Source organism: Polaromonas sp. P3_B4, assembly GCF_056402835.1.
Map to the genome: position 1 here is coordinate 1,628,946 of NZ_JBFUGQ010000001.1, position 19,448 is coordinate 1,648,393.

Sequence of the window (19,448 nt, forward strand, 5' to 3'; positions counted from 1 at the left end):
TAGGCCGTCACCGCGCACCCTGCCAAGGGCATCCGCCAGTTCAAATTTTCCATTTGGCCATCAACTGGGCCGGGGAAAGAGAGTCATAACCTTCAAACGGCTGGTGGATCCACGGATTGGTGGGCAGCAGCTCGACCGAGTAGTCAGGCTGGAAAGTAGAGACGCCCTTGGTCCAGATCACGGCGCTGCGCAGCTCGGTGATGGGTTTGTAGTTGTTCTTCAGCTGGTGGATGACTGCGTTGAGCGTGTGGCCCGAATCGGCCAGGTCGTCGACCAGCAGCACCTTGCCGGCGATCTCGCCCTTGGGCGTGGTGATGAATCTGGCGATGTCGAGGTTGCCCTGCGTCATGCCGGCGTCGGCACGATACGAGCTGGTGGACATGATGGCCAGCGGCTTGTCGAAAATGCGCGAAAGGATGTCGCCGGGACGCATGCCGCCGCGGGCCAGGCACAGGATGGTATCGAACTGCCAGCCGGACTGGTGGATCTTGATGGCCAGTTTTTCAATCAGGTTGTGGTACTCGTCATAGCTCACATAGAGATGCTTGCCGTCTTCTGTCAACATGAAATGCTCCTGATTTGATAGCTGCTTGCGCCCGTCCCTATTGGGTTAGACGCATTTTTTCTCAATTTTCTGATTAGGCGGCGTACGGATTGCGCAGCAGGATGGTGTGGTCACGGTCCGGGCTGGTCGAAATCATGTGGATCGGCACGCCAGTCACTTCCTCGATGCGGTGCAGGTATTTCTGCGCGGCAGCCGGCAGCTTGTCGTATTGCGTGACGCCCACGGTGCTCTGGCTCCAGCCCGGCAAGGTCTCGTAAATGGGTTTGCAGCGCTCGATCTCTTCAGCACCCATCGGCAGGATGTCGGTGATGTGGCCGTCAAGCTCGTAGCCGGTGCACAGCTTGAGCTCGTCGATGCCGTCCAGCACGTCGAGTTTGGTGATGCACAAACCCGAGAGGCCGTTGACCTGGGCCGAGCGCTTGAGCAGCGCGGCGTCAAACCAGCCACAGCGGCGGCTACGTCCCGTGGTCACGCCTTTTTCGGCGCCCACGGTACTGAGGTGGTAGCCCACCGTGCCGGGCTTTTCCCAGTCGAGTTCGGTCGGAAAAGGCCCGCCGCCCACGCGGGTGCAGTAAGCCTTGGTGATACCAAGGATGTAATGCAGCATGCCCGGGCCCACGCCCGCGCCCGCGGCGGCATTGCCGGCCACACAGTTGCTGGAAGTGACATAGGGATAGGTGCCGTGATCGACGTCGAGCAAGGTGCCTTGCGCGCCTTCAAACAGCAGGTTGGCACCGGCCTCGTTGGCATCGTTGAGTTCGCGCGAAACGTCGGCCATCATGGGCTTGAGCAACTCGGCGTGGCGCATGGCTTCGGCGTAGACGGTGTCGAAGTCGACTGCCGGCGCATGCAGGTAGCCGGTCAGCACGAAATTGTGCAGGTCCAGCAGTTCACGCAGCTTGGCGGCAAAACGGTCTGGGTACTTGAGATCCTGCACGCGCAGCGCGCGGCGGGCAATTTTGTCTTCATACGCGGGGCCGATGCCGCGGCCGGTGGTGCCGATCTTGGTCGTGCCGCCCTTCTCGCGGTAAGCCTCGCGCGCGACATCCAGCGCGACGTGAAAAGGCAGGATCAACGGGCAGGCTTCGCTGACGCGCAGGCGCGAACGCACCTCAACGCCGGCTTTTTCCAGCCCCTCAATTTCTTCGAACAATTTGGCGGCCGACAGCACCACGCCGTTGCCGATATAGCACTTCACGCCGGGGCGCATGATGCCGCTGGGAATCAGGTGCAGCGCCGTTTTCACGCCATTGATGACCAGCGTGTGGCCGGCATTGTGGCCGCCCTGAAAGCGCACCACGCCTTGCGACATCTCGGTCAGCCAGTCGACCAGCTTGCCCTTGCCTTCGTCGCCCCACTGGGTGCCCACGACCACGACATTACGGCCCGCGGCTGCGGTTTGTTTGTTTGTCATCTTCAATTCTCGTTAAGGTTTCGGGATAAAGCCGGGCGCAGGCCCTCAAGCGGCTTTTTTAAGGGGCTGGACCACCCATTGACCGGCAGCGTTTGCCAGTTCGCGGTCGCAATCAAACTCATTGACTTCATGTTCGTGGCCGGGCAGCACGCAGGCCACGGTTTCGCCGCCCGCACGCAGGCGGGCGATGGCGGCACGCAAGCCGGTATCTTCCCCCCATGGCGCACGGATGGCGGCCTTGAGGGCCCGGGGTGGCAGCACACTGACCAGCTCTTTGAGGTCAAGGCTGAAGCCTGCTGCAGGCCGGTTGCGGCCGAACACGGCACCGACTTCGTCATAGCGGCCGCCGCGCACCAGTTCGGCGCCCTGGCCGTAAATGGCAAAGCGGGTGCCGCTGTAATAGGCGTAGCCGCGCAGGTCGGCCAGGTCAAAACTGACCTTGACATCGCCTTTTTCACCCCTGGTGTGCGCGGCCAGCCATTTCAGGTTTTGCAGCGCCGCCTTAAGGCCTGTTGAGGGCGGCAGGATTTTTTCCGCTTCGGCCAGCACTTTCTCGTCACCATAAAGCTGCAGCAACGCCTTGAGACCGTCTCGCGCCACAGCCGAAATGCCGTCCTTGAGGCTGGCGATCAGGCTGCCGAGTTCGCTCGCGTCCTTGGCCGCCAGCGCGGCATGGATGAGCGCCAGTGTTTTGCCGTTGACGGTGGCGCCAGCCAGCAGGCTGTTGACGATGCGGACGTCCGCCATGTCCACGCTCAGTTCAGTGACACCGGCCGCCTTGAGGCCTTCCAGCGCCAGCTGCTGGGCTTCCAGGTCTGCTTCCAGTCCGGCATGGCCGTAGATTTCCGCGCCAAACTGCAGCGGTTCACGGGTGGCATGAGGGCGGTCGGCACGGGTGTGCAGCACCGGGCCGCAATAGCACAGGCGGGCAACACCGCTGCGGTTGAGCAAATGCGCATCAATGCGGGCTACCTGGGGCGTGGTGTCGGCACGCAGGCCCAGGGTGCGGCCGGAGAGTTGGTCCACCAGCTTGAAAGTCTGCAGATCTAGGGCCTCGCCGGTACCGGTCAGGAGCGACTCGAGGTGCTCGAGCAGCGGCGGCATGACAAGTTCATAGCCATAGCTGCGGGCGGTGTCGAGGAACAGACGGCGCAGCTCTTCGATGTGGCGCGCCTCGGAGGGCAGGACATCGGCAATTTGATCGGGCAATTGCCATGATGACGACCAGGCGGGCATTGTGATTTTCGTGGGCTGTTAAAAACAGCATTTTACCGGGCTTGAAGCGGGTTTTCGGCCCACTGAGGACCCAATGACGCACTCTGGCGGAAATACCTGCCAGTGGCCGGCTTGCCGAGGGAGGCGAAATCAGGCCAGCACAGCCAGCAGGATCAGGCCCGCCGCAATGCTGCACAAGCCGAAGAAGCGGATCTGACCGTTGCCCAGAGTGAGAATCTGCTCGAACATGCGGCGCCAGCCGCCGGGAGAGATGAAAGGCAACAGGCCCTCGATGACCAGCATCAGGGCCAGCGCCATCCAGAAGGTGTTGCCGTCCACGCCGGCTTATTTTTTGGCGGGTGCGGCGTTGCCGGAGCCTGGGCCGCGCATCGCCTTGAAAAAGTCGGATGAAGGGTCCAGAACCATCACGTCGCTCTTCTTGTTGAAGCTGGCTTTGTAGGCATCGAGGCTGCGGTAGAACTGAGCGAACTGCGGGTCGCGGCCGAACGATTCTGCGTAGGTGCGAGCGGCTTCGGCATCGCCCTCGCCTTTGACCTTTTGCGCATCGCGGTAGGCGTTGGCGATGGTGACTTCTCGCTGGCGGTCGGCGTCGGCGCGGATTTTTTCGCCTTCTGCCAAACCGGTAGAACGCAGTTCATTGGCCACACGTTGGCGCTCCGCAACCATGCGCTTGTAGACGGAATCGGTGATGGCTTCCACATAGTCCACGCGCGTGATACGCACGTCGACCACGTCAACGCCCCAGGGCTGCGCACCCTGCACGGCTTGAAGCACTTCCCGCTTGACGTCGGCCATCAGGGCTTCGCGCTTGAGCGAAAGCAGGTCCTTGACGGTGCGTTTGTTGATCTCTTCCTGAAAGGCATTGCGCACCACGCGGTTGAGCTGGTTGGCGCCGGTTTTTTCGTCCAGGCCGACGTTGCGGATGTAGTCGGTGGGCTGGATGATGCGCCAGCGCACGTACCAGTCGATCACGACACGCTGCTTTTCTGCCGTCAGCATGGGTTCGGCGTCGACGCTGTCGAGCACCAGCAGGCGCTTGTCGATGTAGGAGACGTTCTGGAACGGCGGCGGCATCTTGAAATGCAGGCCCGGCTCAGTGACCACATCCTTGATCTGCCCCAACGCATAAACCACGCCGAACTGCCGCTGGTCCACCACAAAAAGCGTGGAGCTGAGCAATGCCAGGATCACCAGCAACGAAGAAATGATAAATCCAACTCTATTCACGATCGTCTTCCTTAGCGTGTTTCACGATCGCGCGTGCGGGAAGCATCGCGGGATCGGGCATCAAGGGGCAAGCTGGAAACAGGCGCGGCAGGCACCGTTGGCGAAGACGCTGCGCCGGGAACCAGTGCGGGCTCTGCGGTACTGCCGGCATCACCCTGCGTCGTCATCTGCATGATTTTGTCCAGCGGCAGGTACAGCAGGTTGGAGCCCTGACGGGACTCGACCATCACCTTGGTCACACTGGAATAAACCTGCTGCATGGCGTCGGTGTACATACGGTCACGGGTCACCTGGGGCGCCTTCTGGTATTCGGTCAGCACCGAACGAAAGCGCTGGGCATCACCCTGTGCCTGGGCCACGATTTTGGCTTTGTAGGCTTCAGACTCTTCCTTGAGGCGGGACGCGGAACCCACGGCACGCGGGATCACATTGTTGGCGTATGCCTGGGCTTCGTTCTTGGCGCGTTCGCGCTCCTGGCCGGCCTTGAGCACATCGTCAAACGCTGCCTGCACCTGCTCGGGGGGGCGCACACCGCTCTGCTGAAGGTTGATGCCGACAACTTCAACGCCGACCTTGTAACGATCGAGGATGGTCTGCATCAGGGCGCGCACGCGTGGCCCGATCTGGTCACGCTCTTCCGCCAGGGCCAGGTCCATCTTCATTTTCCCGACCACTTCACGGACGGCTGTTTCGGCAGCTTGAACCACCGCCGCTGCAGGGTCCTTGCTTTCAAACAGATAGGCGCGCGCATCGTTCAGGCGGTACTGCACGGCAAACTTGATTTCAACGATGTTTTCGTCTTCAGTCAGCATGGCCGAGTCGCGCAGGCCTGTCGCCTTGATGATGACGTCACGGCCGACATCCACTGAACGGATCTGCGTGACCACAACGATTTCGTGGCGCTGCACAGGATACGGAAGCCGCCAGTTGAAGCCCGCGCCCACGGTGGAGTGGTATTTTCCGAACTGGGTGATGACGGCCTGCTGACCTTCCTGGACGATGAAAAACCCGGTGCCAAGCCAGATCAGCACCGCGACGCTGGCAATCAGTCCGACACCAATGCCGGCACTTTTCATGTCGGGCTGAAAGCCGCCGCCGCTGCCGCCGTTGTTTCCACCGCCATTACCGCGGCCAAATCCACCACGGTTGGGGTTGTTCTTGCCGCCGCCAAAAAGGCCGCCCAGCTTGCGGTTGAAGTCGCGCCAGAGTTCGTCCAGGTCGGGTGGGCCCTGGTTAGGTCCCTGCCCCTGTGGGCGGTTGGCGGGCCGGGTCGGTTGCTTGTCCTCCCGCGGAGCTTCGGGCTTGGTGTCGTCGGAGGACGGTTTGTCGTCATCCCGACCCCAGCGCGGATCATTGAGATTGAACATGCCTTGGGCGCGTTGCTTGAGCCGGCCTGGCAAGCTCGTCAAGGTCTGCAGCACGGGGTTCAGATTCATGGGATCAAACTCACTTTTTTTCGTTACACCGACATTGTGCCTAATGAAACCGCCATATCAGGCAAGGTCCTCGGCAGTTTGGGGGATTTCGTCGGCGGGCGGGTTGACCGCATAGCCAGCCAGCAGCGCCCGCAAAAGCGGCAGGCCTTCACCTGTCTGCGCACTCACGAACACCCGTTCAACGCTGCGGCTTGAGCCTTCAAACGCGTCCCTCAGTTCGAACATGTCTTGCAGGTGCAGGGGCAAGCTGTCCTTTTCAATAGCGTCCAGCTTGTTGAACACCAGTATTTGCGGCACATCGGCCGCGCCAATCTCCGAAAGCACACGCTGGACCTGCTCGATCTGCTCGAGGTAGTCGGGATTGGCGCCGTCCACCACGTGCAGCAGCAAGTCGGCATCCGCTGCTTCCTGCAGCGTTGCGGCAAAGGCATCAATCAAGCCGTGCGGCAGGTCGCGGATGAACCCCACCGTGTCCGACAGCGACACGGAACGCGCGGCGTCACCCAAATAAAGCTGCCTTGTGGTGGTGTCGAGCGTGGCGAACAGCTGGTCGGCCGCGTAGGCACGCGCCTTGACCAGCGCATTGAAGAGCGTGGATTTTCCCGCGTTGGTGTAACCCACCAGGGAAATCGTGAAGGAATTGCGGCGCTCGCGCTGCTTTCGCTGCGTTTGCCGCTGCTTCTTGACCTTGAGCAAGCGTTCTTTGGTGCGCTTGATCGCGTCACCGATCATGCGTTTGTCGAGCTCGATCTGCTTCTCACCCGGGCCGCCGCGCACGCCGGCGCCGCCGGTTTGCCGCTCCAGGTGGGACCAGCGCCGCACCAGTCGCGTAGACATGTATTGCAGCCGGGCCAGCTCAACCTGCAGCTTGCCTTCGTGGCTACGCGCGCGCTGGGCAAAGATTTCAAGAATCAGCAGGGTCCGGTCGTTGACCGGCATGTCCAGGTGCCGCTCCAGGTTGCGCTGCTGCGCCGGGCTGAGAGACTGGTCGAACAGAATTTCCGTGGCGCCGGTATCCAGCGCCATCAGCTTGATTTCGTCGGCTTTTCCGCTGCCGATGAAGAGCGCGGCGTCGGGCGCCTTGCGCCTGCAGGTGACGCGCGCAACCGGCTGCAGGCCTGCTGTTTGCGCGAGCAAACCCAGTTCCTGCAGATCAGCATCAAAGTTTGGCAACCCCAGATCGACCCCTACAAGAAGGACCAGGGGTTTCGGGCTCACCGGAGCATCGTACGAACTCAGCTGGCGGGGCTTTCTTCAGACTCGTTGGTCGCGAAATTTACGGCGCGACCTGGAACGATGGTGGAAATCGCATGTTTGTAGACCATTTGGGTCACAGTGTTGCGAAGCAGAACCACATATTGATCGAAGGATTCGATCTGGCCCTGCAATTTGATCCCGTTGACGAGATAAATGGAAACAGGAACATGCTCGCGACGCAAGGTGTTGAGAAATGGGTCCTGCAAGAGCTGGCCTTTGTTATTGCTCACGATATTTTCCGTGTTCAAAAGTTAATAGAACTTGACCTTACCACAGGGCGTGGCCCGGGTCATGTAGTCCTAGGCCGATTCCTTGTCTTTAAAGGGGTTGTGGGAGCTCTTCATCTGGATACGCAGCGGCGTGCCGACCAGGTCAAATTCCTTGCGGAAACGTCCTTCCAGATAGCGTTTGTACGACTCGGTGACATGCTCGAGCGAATTGCCGTGGATGATGATGATGGGTGGGTTCATGCCGCCCTGATGGGCATAACGCAGCTTGGGGCGGAAAACACCCGAGCGCTGGGGTTGCTGGAACTGCACGGCTTCCAGCAGCAGCCGGGTGAGCACCGGTGTGGACATCTTGCGGTTGGCCGATGCATGGGCCTGAACAATCGACTTCCAGACCGGCCCCAGGCCCTGCCGTTTGATGGCTGAGATTGGATGGATGGCGGCAAATTTGAGGAAACCCAACCGGGTCTCGATGGAGCGCTCGAGCAGCTCACGCTGGTAGGAGTCCACAGCGTCCGACTTGTTGATGGCCAGTACTACCGAACGGCCGCTTTCGAGGATGTAGCCGGCAATATGGGCGTCCTGATCGGTCACACCTTGGGTGGCGTCGAGCAGCAGCAGCACTACATTGGCGTTTTCGATGGCCTGCAGGGTCTTGACCACGGAAAACTTCTCGATGGCCTCAAAAACCTTGCCTTTGCGGCGCAGTCCTGCCGTGTCAATCAGCTCAAACTTCTGCCCGGCACGCTCAAAAGGCACAGAAATGGCGTCGCGGGTTGTCCCGGGCAAATCAAAGGCCACCAGGCGTTCTTCGCCCAGCCAGGTGTTGATCAATGTGGACTTCCCCACGTTGGGGCGTCCTGCCACGGCCAGACGAATCACAGAAGGATCTTGAGGCTCAGCCTCTTCGTCCGGATCCGGCAAATTGAGCGGCGCCAAGGCCATGTCAATCAGCGTGCGCATGCCTTGGCCGTGTGAGGCGGAAACCGCCAGCATCTCGCCCAGGCCCAATTCAAAGAACTCGGACAGCTGCACGCCTTCAGTCATGCCCTCGGCCTTGTTGGCAGTCAGGATGGTGGGTTTGCCCAGCTTTCGCAGGTATTTGGCAATATCGTGGTCCTGCGCACTGATGCCGGCGCGGGCGTCGACCACAAAGATGACCACATCGGCCTCCGCGACCGCCTGCCGGGTCTGCTTGGCCATTTCCTTGTAAATACCGGACGCCGCATCGGGTTCAAATCCGCCGGTGTCGATCACGATGTATTCGTGGGGTCCCAGCTTCCCGTTACCGTAATGACGATCCCGCGTCAGGCCGGCAAAGTCGGCCACGATCGCATCCCGCGTCTTGGTCAGCCGGTTGAAAAGCGTCGACTTGCCCACATTCGGACGGCCGACTAGCGCTATGACAGGTTTCATCAATCAGTTTCTGGCAGGACCGTAGGCCCTTATTGAGGCTGGAAGCCGTAAACACCACCGTTTTGCGTCACGGCGATCAGCGTATTGCCAGCAAGCACGGGCGTTGCCGCAATGGCTGAGCCATCGGTAGGCAGGCGATTGAGCAGTGAGCCGTCTTCGCGGGAAAGCAGGTGGATGTAGCCGGAAAAATCGCCCATGGCGATAGAGCGCCCGACGACCACCGGCGCCGTGAGGCTGCGGTAGCGCAGGCGGTCGGTGGACCACGCACGCTCACCATCGGTGCGGCGCCAGGCGTTCACAGTGCCATCAGCTTCCGTGCCGAACAGCAGGCGATCGTCTCCATCAATGCCCTGTACACCATTGGCCGGCTTGGCCCACAACAGGTTGCCGCGCACAGCGTTGACGCATCCAACGCTCGCCTGGAACGCCCGCGCGCAAACGATATCGCCCTGCCGGCTGACACGTCCCACCAGGTCGACGAGCCGCTCCACGTCATTGACGCCGCGAGGCGTGGCAATCGGCGCCTCCCAACGGATGCTACCGTTGGACGGGTTAAGACCCACGAGGCGTCCGGCCAAACCGACGACCAGCGTATCGCCCACCGCCAGCATGACGCCGGACTGACGAAGCACCAGGGGCTCGTTGGGCCGCTGCTGCGCCCAAAGCTTGCGACCCGTCAGCCCGTCAAAGGCCGTGACCGAACGGTCTGCGGCCAGGACAAATACCCTCAAGCCAGCCACGAAGGGAGCGGAAAATGCCTGGGCGCCGAGCTTTTGGCGCCAGAGTTCCTTGCCATCCTGCAACGCGATGACTTCATTGGCCTTGGTTACCACGGCAACGACCTTGCTGTCGTTTCCAGCACCGGCGGCCAAGGGTGTATTCAGCGCAAGGCGCCAGAAATCGCGGCCAGTTTGGGCATCCAGCAAAGCCACTGTGCCGTCACCACTGGCCACTGCCACGGTGTTGCCCGAAACCCCCATCTCAAGCGGGAAGTTCACCTGCCCCACGCGGGTGGTCCATATCTGGCGCGCAGACACCAATCCAGTGACCGGCTGAAGTTCCGCGGGTTGCGGTTTTGCAGGACCGCCACCGAAAAAGGAACAGCCACTCAGAATCGCTATCAAAACAATAGCTGCCGGCGCACGCACCGCTTGGACCAGAGGCCTAAAAGATTGATAAATCATTTCTTCACCTCTTTATTTGATGGCGCATCGGCCTTGGTTGTCCCTGCGCTGGGATCAACCCCCAGCGCGTTGAGCTTGACCTCAACCAGACGCCGGTACTCGGAGCGCTCGTCAAGCCCCTTGTAAGCCTTTTCGTATTCACTTTTCGCCTCTGACTTCTTTCCCTGCGCTGCCAGAATATCGCCACGCCGGTCGGCGACCAATGCCGTGAAGTCCTTCGGAAATGGGCCCGAAACCTGCTGCAGGGCCTCGTCGTAAGACTTCTTCTCAATCAGCAGCCCCGCCAGGCGCAACCGGGCAATGGCCTGATAGCCCTCATCAGAGGCTTTTTCAGCGACCCAATTCAGGGCAGCACGCGATGCGTCGACATTGCCTTTGTCGTAATAAGCCTTGGCGGCAAGCAGTCCCGCCTGTTGCGCGTACGTTGTCCGGCCAAAACGATCCTTCATGTCGGCCAATGAGCGGTCAATTTTTGCCACGTCACCGGACTGCACAGCGCGCTCGACTTCGTCATACATGACCGAAGCCTGGGCTGCCTGGTTACGCTGCCAGTACTGGTATCCGTTCCATGCGGCAAAGGCGCCAAGCACCACAATCAGGGCCCAGGTGATCATGTCACCGTACTGCTTCCAGAAGTGCTTGAGCTCGTCAAGCTGTTCCTGTTCTTCCAAATCGAGATGTTTTGCCATAAAAGTCTTTGTTCTGCCCCGGAAATGGTGCGGATTGAGTTGGGGTGATTGTAGAGGCCCGGCCAGCACTCCAAATGGCCGGCCGTGGCGGCTCAGCCGCGCAGGCTGTGAGCCCAGGCCATGACATCCCCCAAGGGCTGGAGTGCCTGGGCCTGCAAGGCTTGGTCTTTTTCGCCCCGCAGGTGTTTGACGGCAACACAGCCTTGAGCGAACTCGGTTTCGCCAAAAATCAGGGCGTAGCGCGCACCGCTACCGTCAGCCTTCTTGAACTGGGACTTCATGCTGCCCATGCCATCGCCTGTGCCGGCGTGCATCTGCACGTTGATGCCAGCAGCGCGCAAGGCTTCGCAGGTTGCCATCACGGTTGGCATCATCTCGGCAGACGGAACGATCACGTAGACGTCGGGGCCGCTCACCGGCGGCAACACGCCCACCGCCTCAAGCAGAAGCAGCATTCGTTCCACACCCAGGCCCCACCCTACCGCAGGCGTTGGCTTGCCGCCAAGCTGCTCGAACAGGCCGTCGTAACGGCCACCGCCGCAAACCGTACCCTGTGAGCCAAGCTTGTCGGTGACCCATTCGAACACCGTGAGGTTGTAGTAATCCATGCCACGCACCAGGCGCGGATTAATGCGATAGGCCAGCCCTGCCGCGTCGAGCACCGCGCGCACCGCGTTCAGGTGCGCCAGCGAGGCCTCGCCAAGGAAGTCCATGAGCTGCGGAGCGGCTTCCACGACGGATTGCATGGCAGGATTTTTGGTATCGAGGATGCGCAACGGGTTGCTGTGCAGCCGGCGTTTTGCATCTTCGTCAAGCACGCCGGCATGCGCCTCAAAGTGCGTGATCAGCGCGGCACGGTGCGCCATTCGCTCGCTGGGCTGGCCCAGGCTGTTCAGTTCGAGCCGCACGTGCTCCATCGGAATGCCCAGGTCGTGCAGCAGCGCTCGGCACATGAGAATTTGCTCGGCATCCACATCGGGTCCGGCAAAGCCCAGAGCTTCAACGTCGATTTGGTGAAATTGGCGATAACGCCCCTTCTGTGGCCGCTCATGACGAAACAGCGGCACCGCCGACCAGACCCGTATCGGCCCGTTGTACAGCGCGTTGTGTTCGATCATCGCGCGCACAATACCGGCAGTAGCCTCAGGGCGCAATGTGAGCCGGTCGCCATTCATCGAATCGACAAAGGAATACATCTCCTTTTCGACGATATCGGTCACCTCGCCAAGACCACGCACAAACAGCGCGGTCGGCTCGACGATCGGCGTGCGTACATTGGCGTAGGCATAGCGAGCCATCAACGCGCGCACCTTGGCTTCGAACCACTCCCAACGAGCCGACTCCTGGGGCAGGATGTCGTTCATCCCCTTGACGCCTGTCAGTTTTTCCACTTTGGCCACGGCGGATTTTTCTACCGGGCCGGTAGCTGCTTTTTCAACCATGGGTGTTACGCAGCTTCAGCGACGATGTGCGTGCCAAAGCGTTTTTCAATGTAGTTTTCAACAATGACCTGGAATTCCTGCGCAATGTTGTCGCCACGCAAGGTCAGTCTTTTTTCACCATCAATAAACACCGGTGCGGCCGGCGCCTCGCCGGAGCCGGGCAGGCTGATGCCGATATCGGCATGTTTGCTTTCACCCGGTCCATTGACGATACAGCCCATGACGGCGACCTTGAGCCCTTCGACGCCGGGATATTGTTCGCGCCAGACAGGCATCTGAGCACGCAGAAAATCGTCAATTTGCTTGGCCAGCTCCTGGAAGGTCGTACTGGTGGTACGTCCGCAACCTGGGCATGCCGTCACACTGGGCACAAAGGTCCGCAAACCAAGCGCCTGGAGAATCTCTGACGCAATAACCACCTCCTGGGTGCGGGCCTCACCCGGCTGGGGTGTTAGGGAAACGCGAATGGTATCGCCAATGCCTTCTTGCAGCAGGATCGATAACGCCGTGGCAGAAGCCACCGTGCCCTTGGTGGCCATACCTGCTTCCGTCAGCCCCAGGTGAAGCACGTGATCTGTGCGCCGGGCCAATTCTCGATAGACCGAAATCAGGTCCTGAACACCGCTTACCTTGCAGGAAAGGATGATCTGGTGACGAGGCATTCCCATTTCTTCAGCGCGCCGGGCGGAATCGATCGCGGACGTAATCAATGCTTCATACATGACTTGCCTGGCATCCCAAGGGACTGCACGTGCACTGTTCTCATCCATCAAGCTGGCCAGCAGTTCCTGATCAAGGCTGCCCCAGTTCACACCGATACGCACTGGTTTTTTCCAGCGCATGGCAACCTCTATCATTTGGCCAAACTGCCGGTCACGTTTGTCGCCCTTGCCAACATTTCCAGGATTGATGCGGTATTTGGACAACGCCTCCGCGCAAGCGGGGTAATCCGTCAACAACCTATGGCCGTTGTAATGAAAGTCCCCTATCAGTGGAACGTCGATCCCCATCCGATCGAGTTGCTCACGCACATGCGGAACAGCCTGCGCCGCTTCCGGCGTGTTGACGGTGATGCGAACCATCTCGGAACCCGCCAACGCCAGTTCCTTGACTTGAATCGCGGTACCAATGGCATCCACCGTGTCGGTATTGGTCATGGACTGGACGCGCACCGGCGCATCACCGCCGACAGTCAAAATACGGCCGCCCCATGACACCTGTGACTGGAGAGAGCGCCGCGCTTTGGGAAAAGCGGACTCGATCGGGAGGCAACCCTTCGTCATTATTTCACCTCAAATCGGGCAACATTGTCCCTGGCCACGCTGCTCAGATCAAAAGCCTGACCGCGCACCTGCACTTGCGTCACATCTGCCTTACCCACCACGGCGGCCAGTGGCAACGCCCCGGACGCCCCAGCGACCTCTCCGGCGGTCAGAGTACGGCGCAGCACAACCGTTCCCTTGGCATCCGTCACCTCCACCCAGGACTCGCCTCTGGCGCGAAAAGTCACGATACCCGCCGGTGCCGCTGGCGATACAGGTGCAGCAACACCACTTGCCACTGGCACCGGAGCAGGCTGAACGGCCGGACCAGGTAGAGAGGTAGTTGTCGTCACAACAGGGCCGGCAGAAGAGCCGGCAACCGTGGCAGCACCGGTGCCTGAAAAAGTCTCATGACTCTGCTCTGTGGGAAAAACAGGCTTGGCGTCGTTTACCAATCCTCCGCCCGTCATCGCCACAGCTGCGGGCAGCGGTTTGGCGGCCTCGGCACCGCCAGCTTGCATCTCGCTATCACTCTGACCCTTCGTGGCATCCGGCTTGATGACTGGCAGGAAAATCAATACCAGAGCACCAAGCAACAACGCCAGGCCAGCCAGCACTGCAGGCTTCGAAACCTGGGTCCACACAGCAGGCCGGGGGCCTTCCCCTGGCGAGCGAAACGGTGCATTGATGCCAGCACCTTGGTATATCAGCTTGGGGGCGCTGGTTTGAGGCAAGCGTTCAAGCACAGGGGCCGCATCCAGTTTCAGGCTACGGCACACGCTGGAAGCCAGGGCCCGAACAAAAACAGCATCCGGCAGCAAGTCAAAGCGATCCAGCTCCAGCGCTTCGAGTTTTTTTACCGGAACCTTCAAAGATACTGCGAGGGCCGCGATATGTATGCCTGCAGCCTCTCTTGCCTCACGAAGCAGTGTGCCTGCCGTGGGCTCGAAGTCAGTACCCCGGTCAACGCCAGACGCAGCCATTCCAGATATGGCCTCCCCAGCCGATGCAACAACGTCAGCGTCACTCATTGAACGCCCCTTTGTCATAAGCAGCAGCCTCCCGGGACTGCGCAAAACGCTTTTTTAGCTGATCACCGAGCTGCCGTACCGTATCCCGGTTGTTTAATTTACGCTCGATTTTGATGCCTAGCCACAGGGTTTCAGCATTTGCAAGATCACTGTTGTTCAGTCGTCGTATGTAAAACTGCGCCCGAGTTAGATCGCCACGATCGTTCAAAAGACTAGCCAGGTTGTAACCAGTAACAGGATTTCCTGCATCCAATTCATAAGACTGCAGGAGGCTTTGCTCGGCTTCTGCATGCTGTCCAGCACGAACCTGACAAACCCCCTGCGCCATCAGCGTTTTGGCCTTGCCTGCGTATGTTGGGTTCGCCACGGCCTGGGCAAAGAACCGAGAAGACTCGTTATAGCGTCCTTGCTGGCACATCAACCATCCATAGTTATGCGCAACATCCGCATCGCGGGGATTCAATGCAAGAGCCCTGCGAAAACTATCCTCAGCCAGAGGAATATCGTTAAGACGCATGTACACCAGTCCGCGCAGGTTGTAGGCCTCCGCAAAAGTTGGATCCGTGGTCAGCGACTGCTTGATTTCGTCGAGAGCCACATTGGTTTGCCCCTGTTCGAAGTAGCCCGAAGCCAATTCAAGCCGAAGACGCGCACGCCTGCGCTGATCAGGCTCGTCTGATTCCGTAATAATGTCAGTGCGGTTGCCCGGAGACCCTGGAGCGCCTGCGTGATTGGCGCATCCTGCGAGCAATACTGCCAGCCAGCAGGCTGGAACCCAGATCATATTGGCGCGAAATCTCATGTACCCATCCCTTTGGCCACTACGACCTTGATTCCCCCGAGCATACCTTGCCGCTGCGCCGCCATGCGCTGATCCACACCTGTGCGGTCCTGTACATCGCCAGCCAGTTGCCCGCAAGCTGCATCGATATCGTCCCCCCGGGTTTTTCTGACGGTTGTCACAATACCCGCATCCATCAGGATTTTCGCAAATGCCATCACCTGCGGCATGTCAGAACGCTTCAACCCCGAAGCCGGAAATGGATTAAAGGGAATCAGGTTGAATTTGCAGGAGAGCCCTTGCGCTGCCTGGGCCCGAACCAGCGATACGAGCTGACGCGCATGCTCTGGCTGGTCGTTCACACCATCGAGCATGCAATACTCAAACGTGATGAAGTCCCGGGGTGCCGATGACTGATAGCGGGTACAAGCCGCAAGCAGTTCGGCTATGGGGTATTTTTTATTCAAAGGCACAAGGTTGTCGCGCAGTCCATCTTCCGGTGCATGCAGCGATACAGCCAAGGCTACCGGGCAGTCCCCGGCCAACCGATCAATCATGGGCACAACGCCCGATGTCGATACCGTCACCCGTCGGCGTGATAGGCCATAACCATGGTCGTCAAGCATGACCTTCAGGGCTGGCAGGAGCTGCGAGTAGTTCTGCAGGGGCTCACCCATGCCCATCATGACGACGTTGGAAATCACCCGTTCATCCCTGCCTAGATGTTGCCGCAGGAAATGCTCGGCAAACCATAGCTGGGAAACGATCTCTCCCGTGGTCAGGTTACGGCTGAAACCCTGATGACCCGTGGAGCAGAACCGGCAACCAACAGCACAACCGGCCTGCGAGGAAATGCACAATGTTCCTCGGTCGGTTTCGGGAATAAAAACAGTTTCAATGATATCGCCTGCACCGACATCAAATAACCATTTGATAGTGCCATCGGCGGAATCGTGCCGGGAAACCACCGTGGGGCTTACGACCTGAGCTGATCCTGCCAGCTTGTCGCGCAGGGATTTTGCCAAATCCGTCATTTGCCCGAAATCCGCAACCCCTTTTTGGTGGATCCAGCGGAAAAGCTGTGTGGCGCGAAAACGCTTTTCACCAAGCTGCCCACAAAAGGCCGCCAAACCATCCAGATCGTAGTCAAGAAGGTTGGCAGTCATCGCAGTAGAGAACCGACTGAACTGCCCCAAGCAAGCGACGGCCCTGGCTGGGTGTAGCAAAGCATGGGGCGAGACATAGTTAACGCGAGTAAACGTTCATGCCGGGAAAGAAGAAAGCAATTTCCACCTTGGCCGTTTCAGCGGCATCCGAACCATGGACGGCATTGGCATCAATGCTGTCTGCGAAATCCGCACGAATGGTGCCGGCGGCAGCCTTCTTCGGATCGGTAGCTCCCATCAGATCACGGTTTTTCAGGATGGCGCCCTCACCTTCCAGCGCCTGGATCATGACGGGACCGGAAATCATGAAGGAAACCAGGTCCTTGAAGAATGGGCGCTCTTTGTGCACCGCATAAAAAGCCTCAGCCTCGCCTTGCGACAAGTGAGCCATCCTGGCGGCCACAATCTTCAAGCCAGCAGCTTCAAAACGCGCATAGATTTGCCCAATGACGTTTTTCGCCACGGCGTCGGGTTTGATGATGGAGAGAGTGCGCTCGATTGCCATGAGATTTCCTTAACTTAAATTTTTTGGAGTCGTAAATTATTCAAAAATTTGAATAAAGCCCATGATTTTAACCTGTAGGCGTATTGGCTCAAATCAACCTTGCGGTTTGAGGTGCCTCTGCGGGGTCATCGATTTCCGCCACGGCTCCCACCGCCGCGATTGCCGCCCCCCCGGTTTCCACCACCGGCACCGCCGCGGCGCGGTCCACCGGTACCGTTTCCGCCCGTACCACCGCCCCCGCGACGCTGCTGACCCTGGCCTTGCCCCTGTCGCTGCCGGGTAAAAGTGTCCGCACCGATATAACCAAATGAGGTTTTCATCGGATCGGGCTGCGCTCCTCCGGCAGCTTTGTCACCACGGTCATCCCGCCGTTTTTGTCCCTGTACTCCATTGCCGTTGCCTTGCGGCTGGCCGGTCCGGAAACCACCACCCGGATTGCCGCCCTGGTTGCGCCCCTTGCCACCGCGGCGCCGGTTTCCACGGGATGCAGAATCGTTAAGATTCAGCGGCGGTTGCAACTCATGTGGATCATGAATCTCCTGATCGTCCCCCGATCCGCCTTGTACCGGCGCTTGAGATGCTTCGCTGTTTGGCGCTGACGGCCGTCCGCGGTCCCCGCGCTGCCGTTCGTTTCGGCGCGGTCCCCGTCTCGGTGGCTCACCCCCCTCCCCATGAATGCCGGCTCCCTGCGCCCCCTCAAGCACTGCGCGAGATTCAGAACGGGTCAAAGCGTTTGTCAGGGCCCAAATATCGCGCTCATCAAGCTCGACAAACGCGCCACGCTTAAGGCCGCGCGGGAGAACCATGGCCCCATAGCGGATGCGAATAAGGCGGCTGACAGCGTGCCCCACTGCCTCAAACATCCGTCTGACCTCGCGGTTACGCCCCTCGGAAATGGTGACCTTGTACCAGCAGTTAGCGCCTTCCCCCCCTCCGGCTTCAATGGAGCTGAACTGGGCCATGCCGTCATCCAGGTTCACACCTTCGAGCAGACGTTTTTTCTCTTCGTTACTGAGCGCACCGAGCACACGGACAGCGTACTCACGCTCCAGGCCGAAACGCGGATGCATCAGCTTGTTGGCCAATTCACCCGAACTGGTCAGCAGCAGAAGGCCCTCCGTATTCAAGTCGAGGCGACCGACCGATTGCCACTTTCCCTGGAACAGCTTGGGTAAACGGCGAAAAACGGTCGGACGGTTTTGCGGGTCATCATGCGAGACCACCTCTCCGGTGGGCTTGTGATAGGCAATCACCCTCGGCGGCGGCGGGTCGATACGCACCCGGATTGGCTTGCCATTGACTTTGACCGTATCGCCAAACTGGATGCGTTGTCCTATATGGGCAGGCTCAGCGTTGACCGAGATTCGCCCCTCCAGAATCAGTTGCTCCATCTCCAGCCGTGAACCCAGCCCCGCCTGGGCAAGCACTTTGTGCAACTTGGGGGTTTCGGGCTGGGGCGCGAGCACTCGCTTGGGCAATGCCAAGGCAACGTCTTCCTCATCAGCATCGAATTGCCCCGTCACGACATCCTCAAACCGGATGGCACCCGGGGCTGGGGCGTTGCGGCCGGCTGAAGGCCGCGGCGCTGGAGCACGGATGGCTTGCGCGGGGCCGGACTCGGAGCGTGCTATTGCTTCCGGCAAATCTTGCAAGGCTTGCTCCTCTATGAGCACCTTGTCCTGCGGCTCACGAGGTGTGTCCGCAGATTCGGAAGCAGGAGGGTCTTGTTGGGTCATGATTTACATTCGGGTGGGCTCATCGCCACCGGTCTCATTGCTCTCAAGAGGCTCGGTATCACTGTCGCCAGCGACCTCTGATTGCGTGTACAGAGTTGGCGCCTCGGCGATCTCACCAATCTCAAACTCTTCAACCGTGCCTGACACGGGCTCCAGCACAGCAGGCTCCAGCACAGCAGGCTCAAGCCGCTCAACATCTGTACCATCCGCGTCCGCCTCCGGCTTGCCCGCAAGTTCAGAGATGCCAAACTCAATCTGCTCGAGCATCGGAAGCTGATTCGGGCTGTCGTCCATCACGGGAAGCTGGTCCAGCGACTCGACCCCAAGGTCGTCAAGAAACTGCCGGGTGGTGGCATAAAGTGCCGGCCGGCCGACAGTTTCCCGATGGCCGATCACCTCCACCCACCCGCGGTCTTCGAGCTGCTTGAGGATCATGCTGTTGATCGTGACTCCCCGGATGTCCTCCATGTCACCGCGCGTCACCGGCTGACGATACGCAATGATGGCCAAGGTTTCCAGTGTGGCACGGCTATAACGCGGGGGTTTTTCGGGGTGCAGCCGGTCCAGATATTCACGCATCTGCGGCCTGCTTTGAAAGCGCCATCCCGTCGCCACGTGAACAAGTTCCACGCCACGACCAGACCAATCGCTTTGCAACTCCTCAAGCACCAGCTTGAGGCTGTCCGCAGTCAATACCCCGTTAAACAGAACTCCCATTTCGCGCAGGGGCAATGGTTGCTGCGCGCAAATAAGTGCTGTTTCGAGGACGCGTTTTGCATCCGTCGTATTCATGATTGTGGTCGTTCCGAAAAAAAGCGGAAAAAAAGGCCGGGAAAACGTGGGTTCGGCGCTTGGCGCGCAGGGCACCCAATAC

General features: G+C 59.7%; 19 protein-coding genes. All 19 read right to left on the minus strand.

Annotated elements, in window-relative coordinates; genetic code table 11:
• Nucleotides 1-40 precede the first annotated feature (40 nt).
• Nucleotides 41-565, minus strand: coding sequence for a phosphoribosyltransferase (locus AC1DVV_RS07860; protein ID WP_411877599.1), 525 nt, complete (start codon nt 563-565; stop codon nt 41-43).
• A 73-nt stretch (nt 566-638) separates the two neighbouring features.
• Nucleotides 639-1,979, minus strand: a complete 1,341-nt coding sequence (locus AC1DVV_RS07865) for an adenylosuccinate synthase (protein ID WP_457280680.1) — start codon at nt 1,977-1,979, stop codon at nt 639-641.
• Nucleotides 1,980-2,024: 45 nt separating this feature from the next.
• Nucleotides 2,025-3,215, minus strand: coding sequence for an ATP phosphoribosyltransferase regulatory subunit (locus tag AC1DVV_RS07870; protein ID WP_457280679.1), 1,191 nt, complete (start codon nt 3,213-3,215; stop codon nt 2,025-2,027).
• A 129-nt stretch (nt 3,216-3,344) separates the two neighbouring features.
• The gene (locus AC1DVV_RS07875) at nt 3,345-3,533 is read right to left on the minus strand and encodes a DUF2065 domain-containing protein (RefSeq protein ID WP_457280678.1); all 189 of its coding nucleotides are present in this window, start codon (nt 3,531-3,533) and stop codon (nt 3,345-3,347) included.
• A gap of 6 nt (nt 3,534-3,539) precedes the next feature.
• Entirely contained in the window at nt 3,540-4,442 is a 903-nt protein-coding gene (gene hflC / locus AC1DVV_RS07880) for a protease modulator HflC (protein WP_457280677.1), read from the minus strand.
• Nucleotides 4,443-4,453: 11 nt separating this feature from the next.
• A complete protein-coding gene (gene hflK / locus AC1DVV_RS07885) occupies nt 4,454-5,878 on the minus strand; it encodes an FtsH protease activity modulator HflK (RefSeq protein WP_477690100.1) in 1,425 nt (474 codons plus the stop codon).
• Between the two features lie 57 nt (nt 5,879-5,935).
• The gene (hflX, locus tag AC1DVV_RS07890; RefSeq protein WP_457306705.1) at nt 5,936-7,096 is read right to left on the minus strand and encodes a GTPase HflX; all 1,161 of its coding nucleotides are present in this window, start codon (nt 7,094-7,096) and stop codon (nt 5,936-5,938) included.
• Between the two features lie 17 nt (nt 7,097-7,113).
• Nucleotides 7,114-7,383 carry an RNA chaperone Hfq gene (gene hfq / locus AC1DVV_RS07895; RefSeq protein WP_411883131.1) on the minus strand — a complete coding sequence of 90 codons (270 nt, stop codon included), beginning with the start codon at nt 7,381-7,383 and terminating at the stop codon, nt 7,114-7,116.
• Between the two features lie 51 nt (nt 7,384-7,434).
• Nucleotides 7,435-8,778, minus strand: coding sequence for a ribosome biogenesis GTPase Der (gene der / locus AC1DVV_RS07900; protein WP_477690099.1), 1,344 nt, complete (start codon nt 8,776-8,778; stop codon nt 7,435-7,437).
• A 29-nt stretch (nt 8,779-8,807) separates the two neighbouring features.
• Nucleotides 8,808-9,962, minus strand: a complete 1,155-nt coding sequence (bamB, locus tag AC1DVV_RS07905) for an outer membrane protein assembly factor BamB (protein ID WP_457280674.1) — start codon at nt 9,960-9,962, stop codon at nt 8,808-8,810.
• Nucleotides 9,959-10,651, minus strand: a complete 693-nt coding sequence (locus tag AC1DVV_RS07910) for a YfgM family protein (RefSeq protein WP_457280984.1) — start codon at nt 10,649-10,651, stop codon at nt 9,959-9,961. Before AC1DVV_RS07910 ends, bamB begins: the two co-directional genes overlap by 4 nt.
• 92 nt (nt 10,652-10,743) lie before the next feature.
• Entirely contained in the window at nt 10,744-12,093 is a 1,350-nt protein-coding gene (gene hisS, locus AC1DVV_RS07915; protein ID WP_477690098.1) for a histidine--tRNA ligase, read from the minus strand.
• Between the two features lie 5 nt (nt 12,094-12,098).
• Nucleotides 12,099-13,376: a flavodoxin-dependent (E)-4-hydroxy-3-methylbut-2-enyl-diphosphate synthase gene (ispG, locus tag AC1DVV_RS07920; RefSeq protein ID WP_477690097.1), complete on the minus strand. Its 1,278-nt coding sequence runs from the start codon at nt 13,374-13,376 to the stop codon at nt 12,099-12,101.
• The gene (locus AC1DVV_RS07925; protein WP_477665911.1) at nt 13,376-14,386 is read right to left on the minus strand and encodes a RodZ domain-containing protein; all 1,011 of its coding nucleotides are present in this window, start codon (nt 14,384-14,386) and stop codon (nt 13,376-13,378) included. The genes ispG and AC1DVV_RS07925 overlap by 1 nt, the downstream gene beginning before the upstream one ends.
• A complete protein-coding gene (gene pilW / locus AC1DVV_RS07930; RefSeq protein WP_457280670.1) occupies nt 14,379-15,188 on the minus strand; it encodes a type IV pilus biogenesis/stability protein PilW in 810 nt (269 codons plus the stop codon). The genes AC1DVV_RS07925 and pilW overlap by 8 nt, the downstream gene beginning before the upstream one ends.
• Nucleotides 15,185-16,333, minus strand: a complete 1,149-nt coding sequence (gene rlmN / locus AC1DVV_RS07935) for a dual-specificity RNA methyltransferase RlmN (RefSeq protein WP_457280669.1) — start codon at nt 16,331-16,333, stop codon at nt 15,185-15,187. The genes pilW and rlmN overlap by 4 nt, the downstream gene beginning before the upstream one ends.
• A 79-nt stretch (nt 16,334-16,412) precedes the next feature.
• Entirely contained in the window at nt 16,413-16,838 is a 426-nt protein-coding gene (ndk, locus tag AC1DVV_RS07940; protein ID WP_457280668.1) for a nucleoside-diphosphate kinase, read from the minus strand.
• A gap of 125 nt (nt 16,839-16,963) precedes the next feature.
• Nucleotides 16,964-18,574 (minus strand): pseudouridine synthase, encoded by a 1,611-nt coding sequence (locus AC1DVV_RS07945; RefSeq protein WP_477702476.1) that lies wholly within the window; start codon nt 18,572-18,574, stop codon nt 16,964-16,966.
• Nucleotides 18,575-18,577: 3 nt separating this feature from the next.
• Nucleotides 18,578-19,366 carry an SMC-Scp complex subunit ScpB gene (gene scpB, locus AC1DVV_RS07950; RefSeq protein ID WP_477702475.1) on the minus strand — a complete coding sequence of 263 codons (789 nt, stop codon included), beginning with the start codon at nt 19,364-19,366 and terminating at the stop codon, nt 18,578-18,580.
• Between the last annotated feature and the right edge of the window lie 82 nt (nt 19,367-19,448).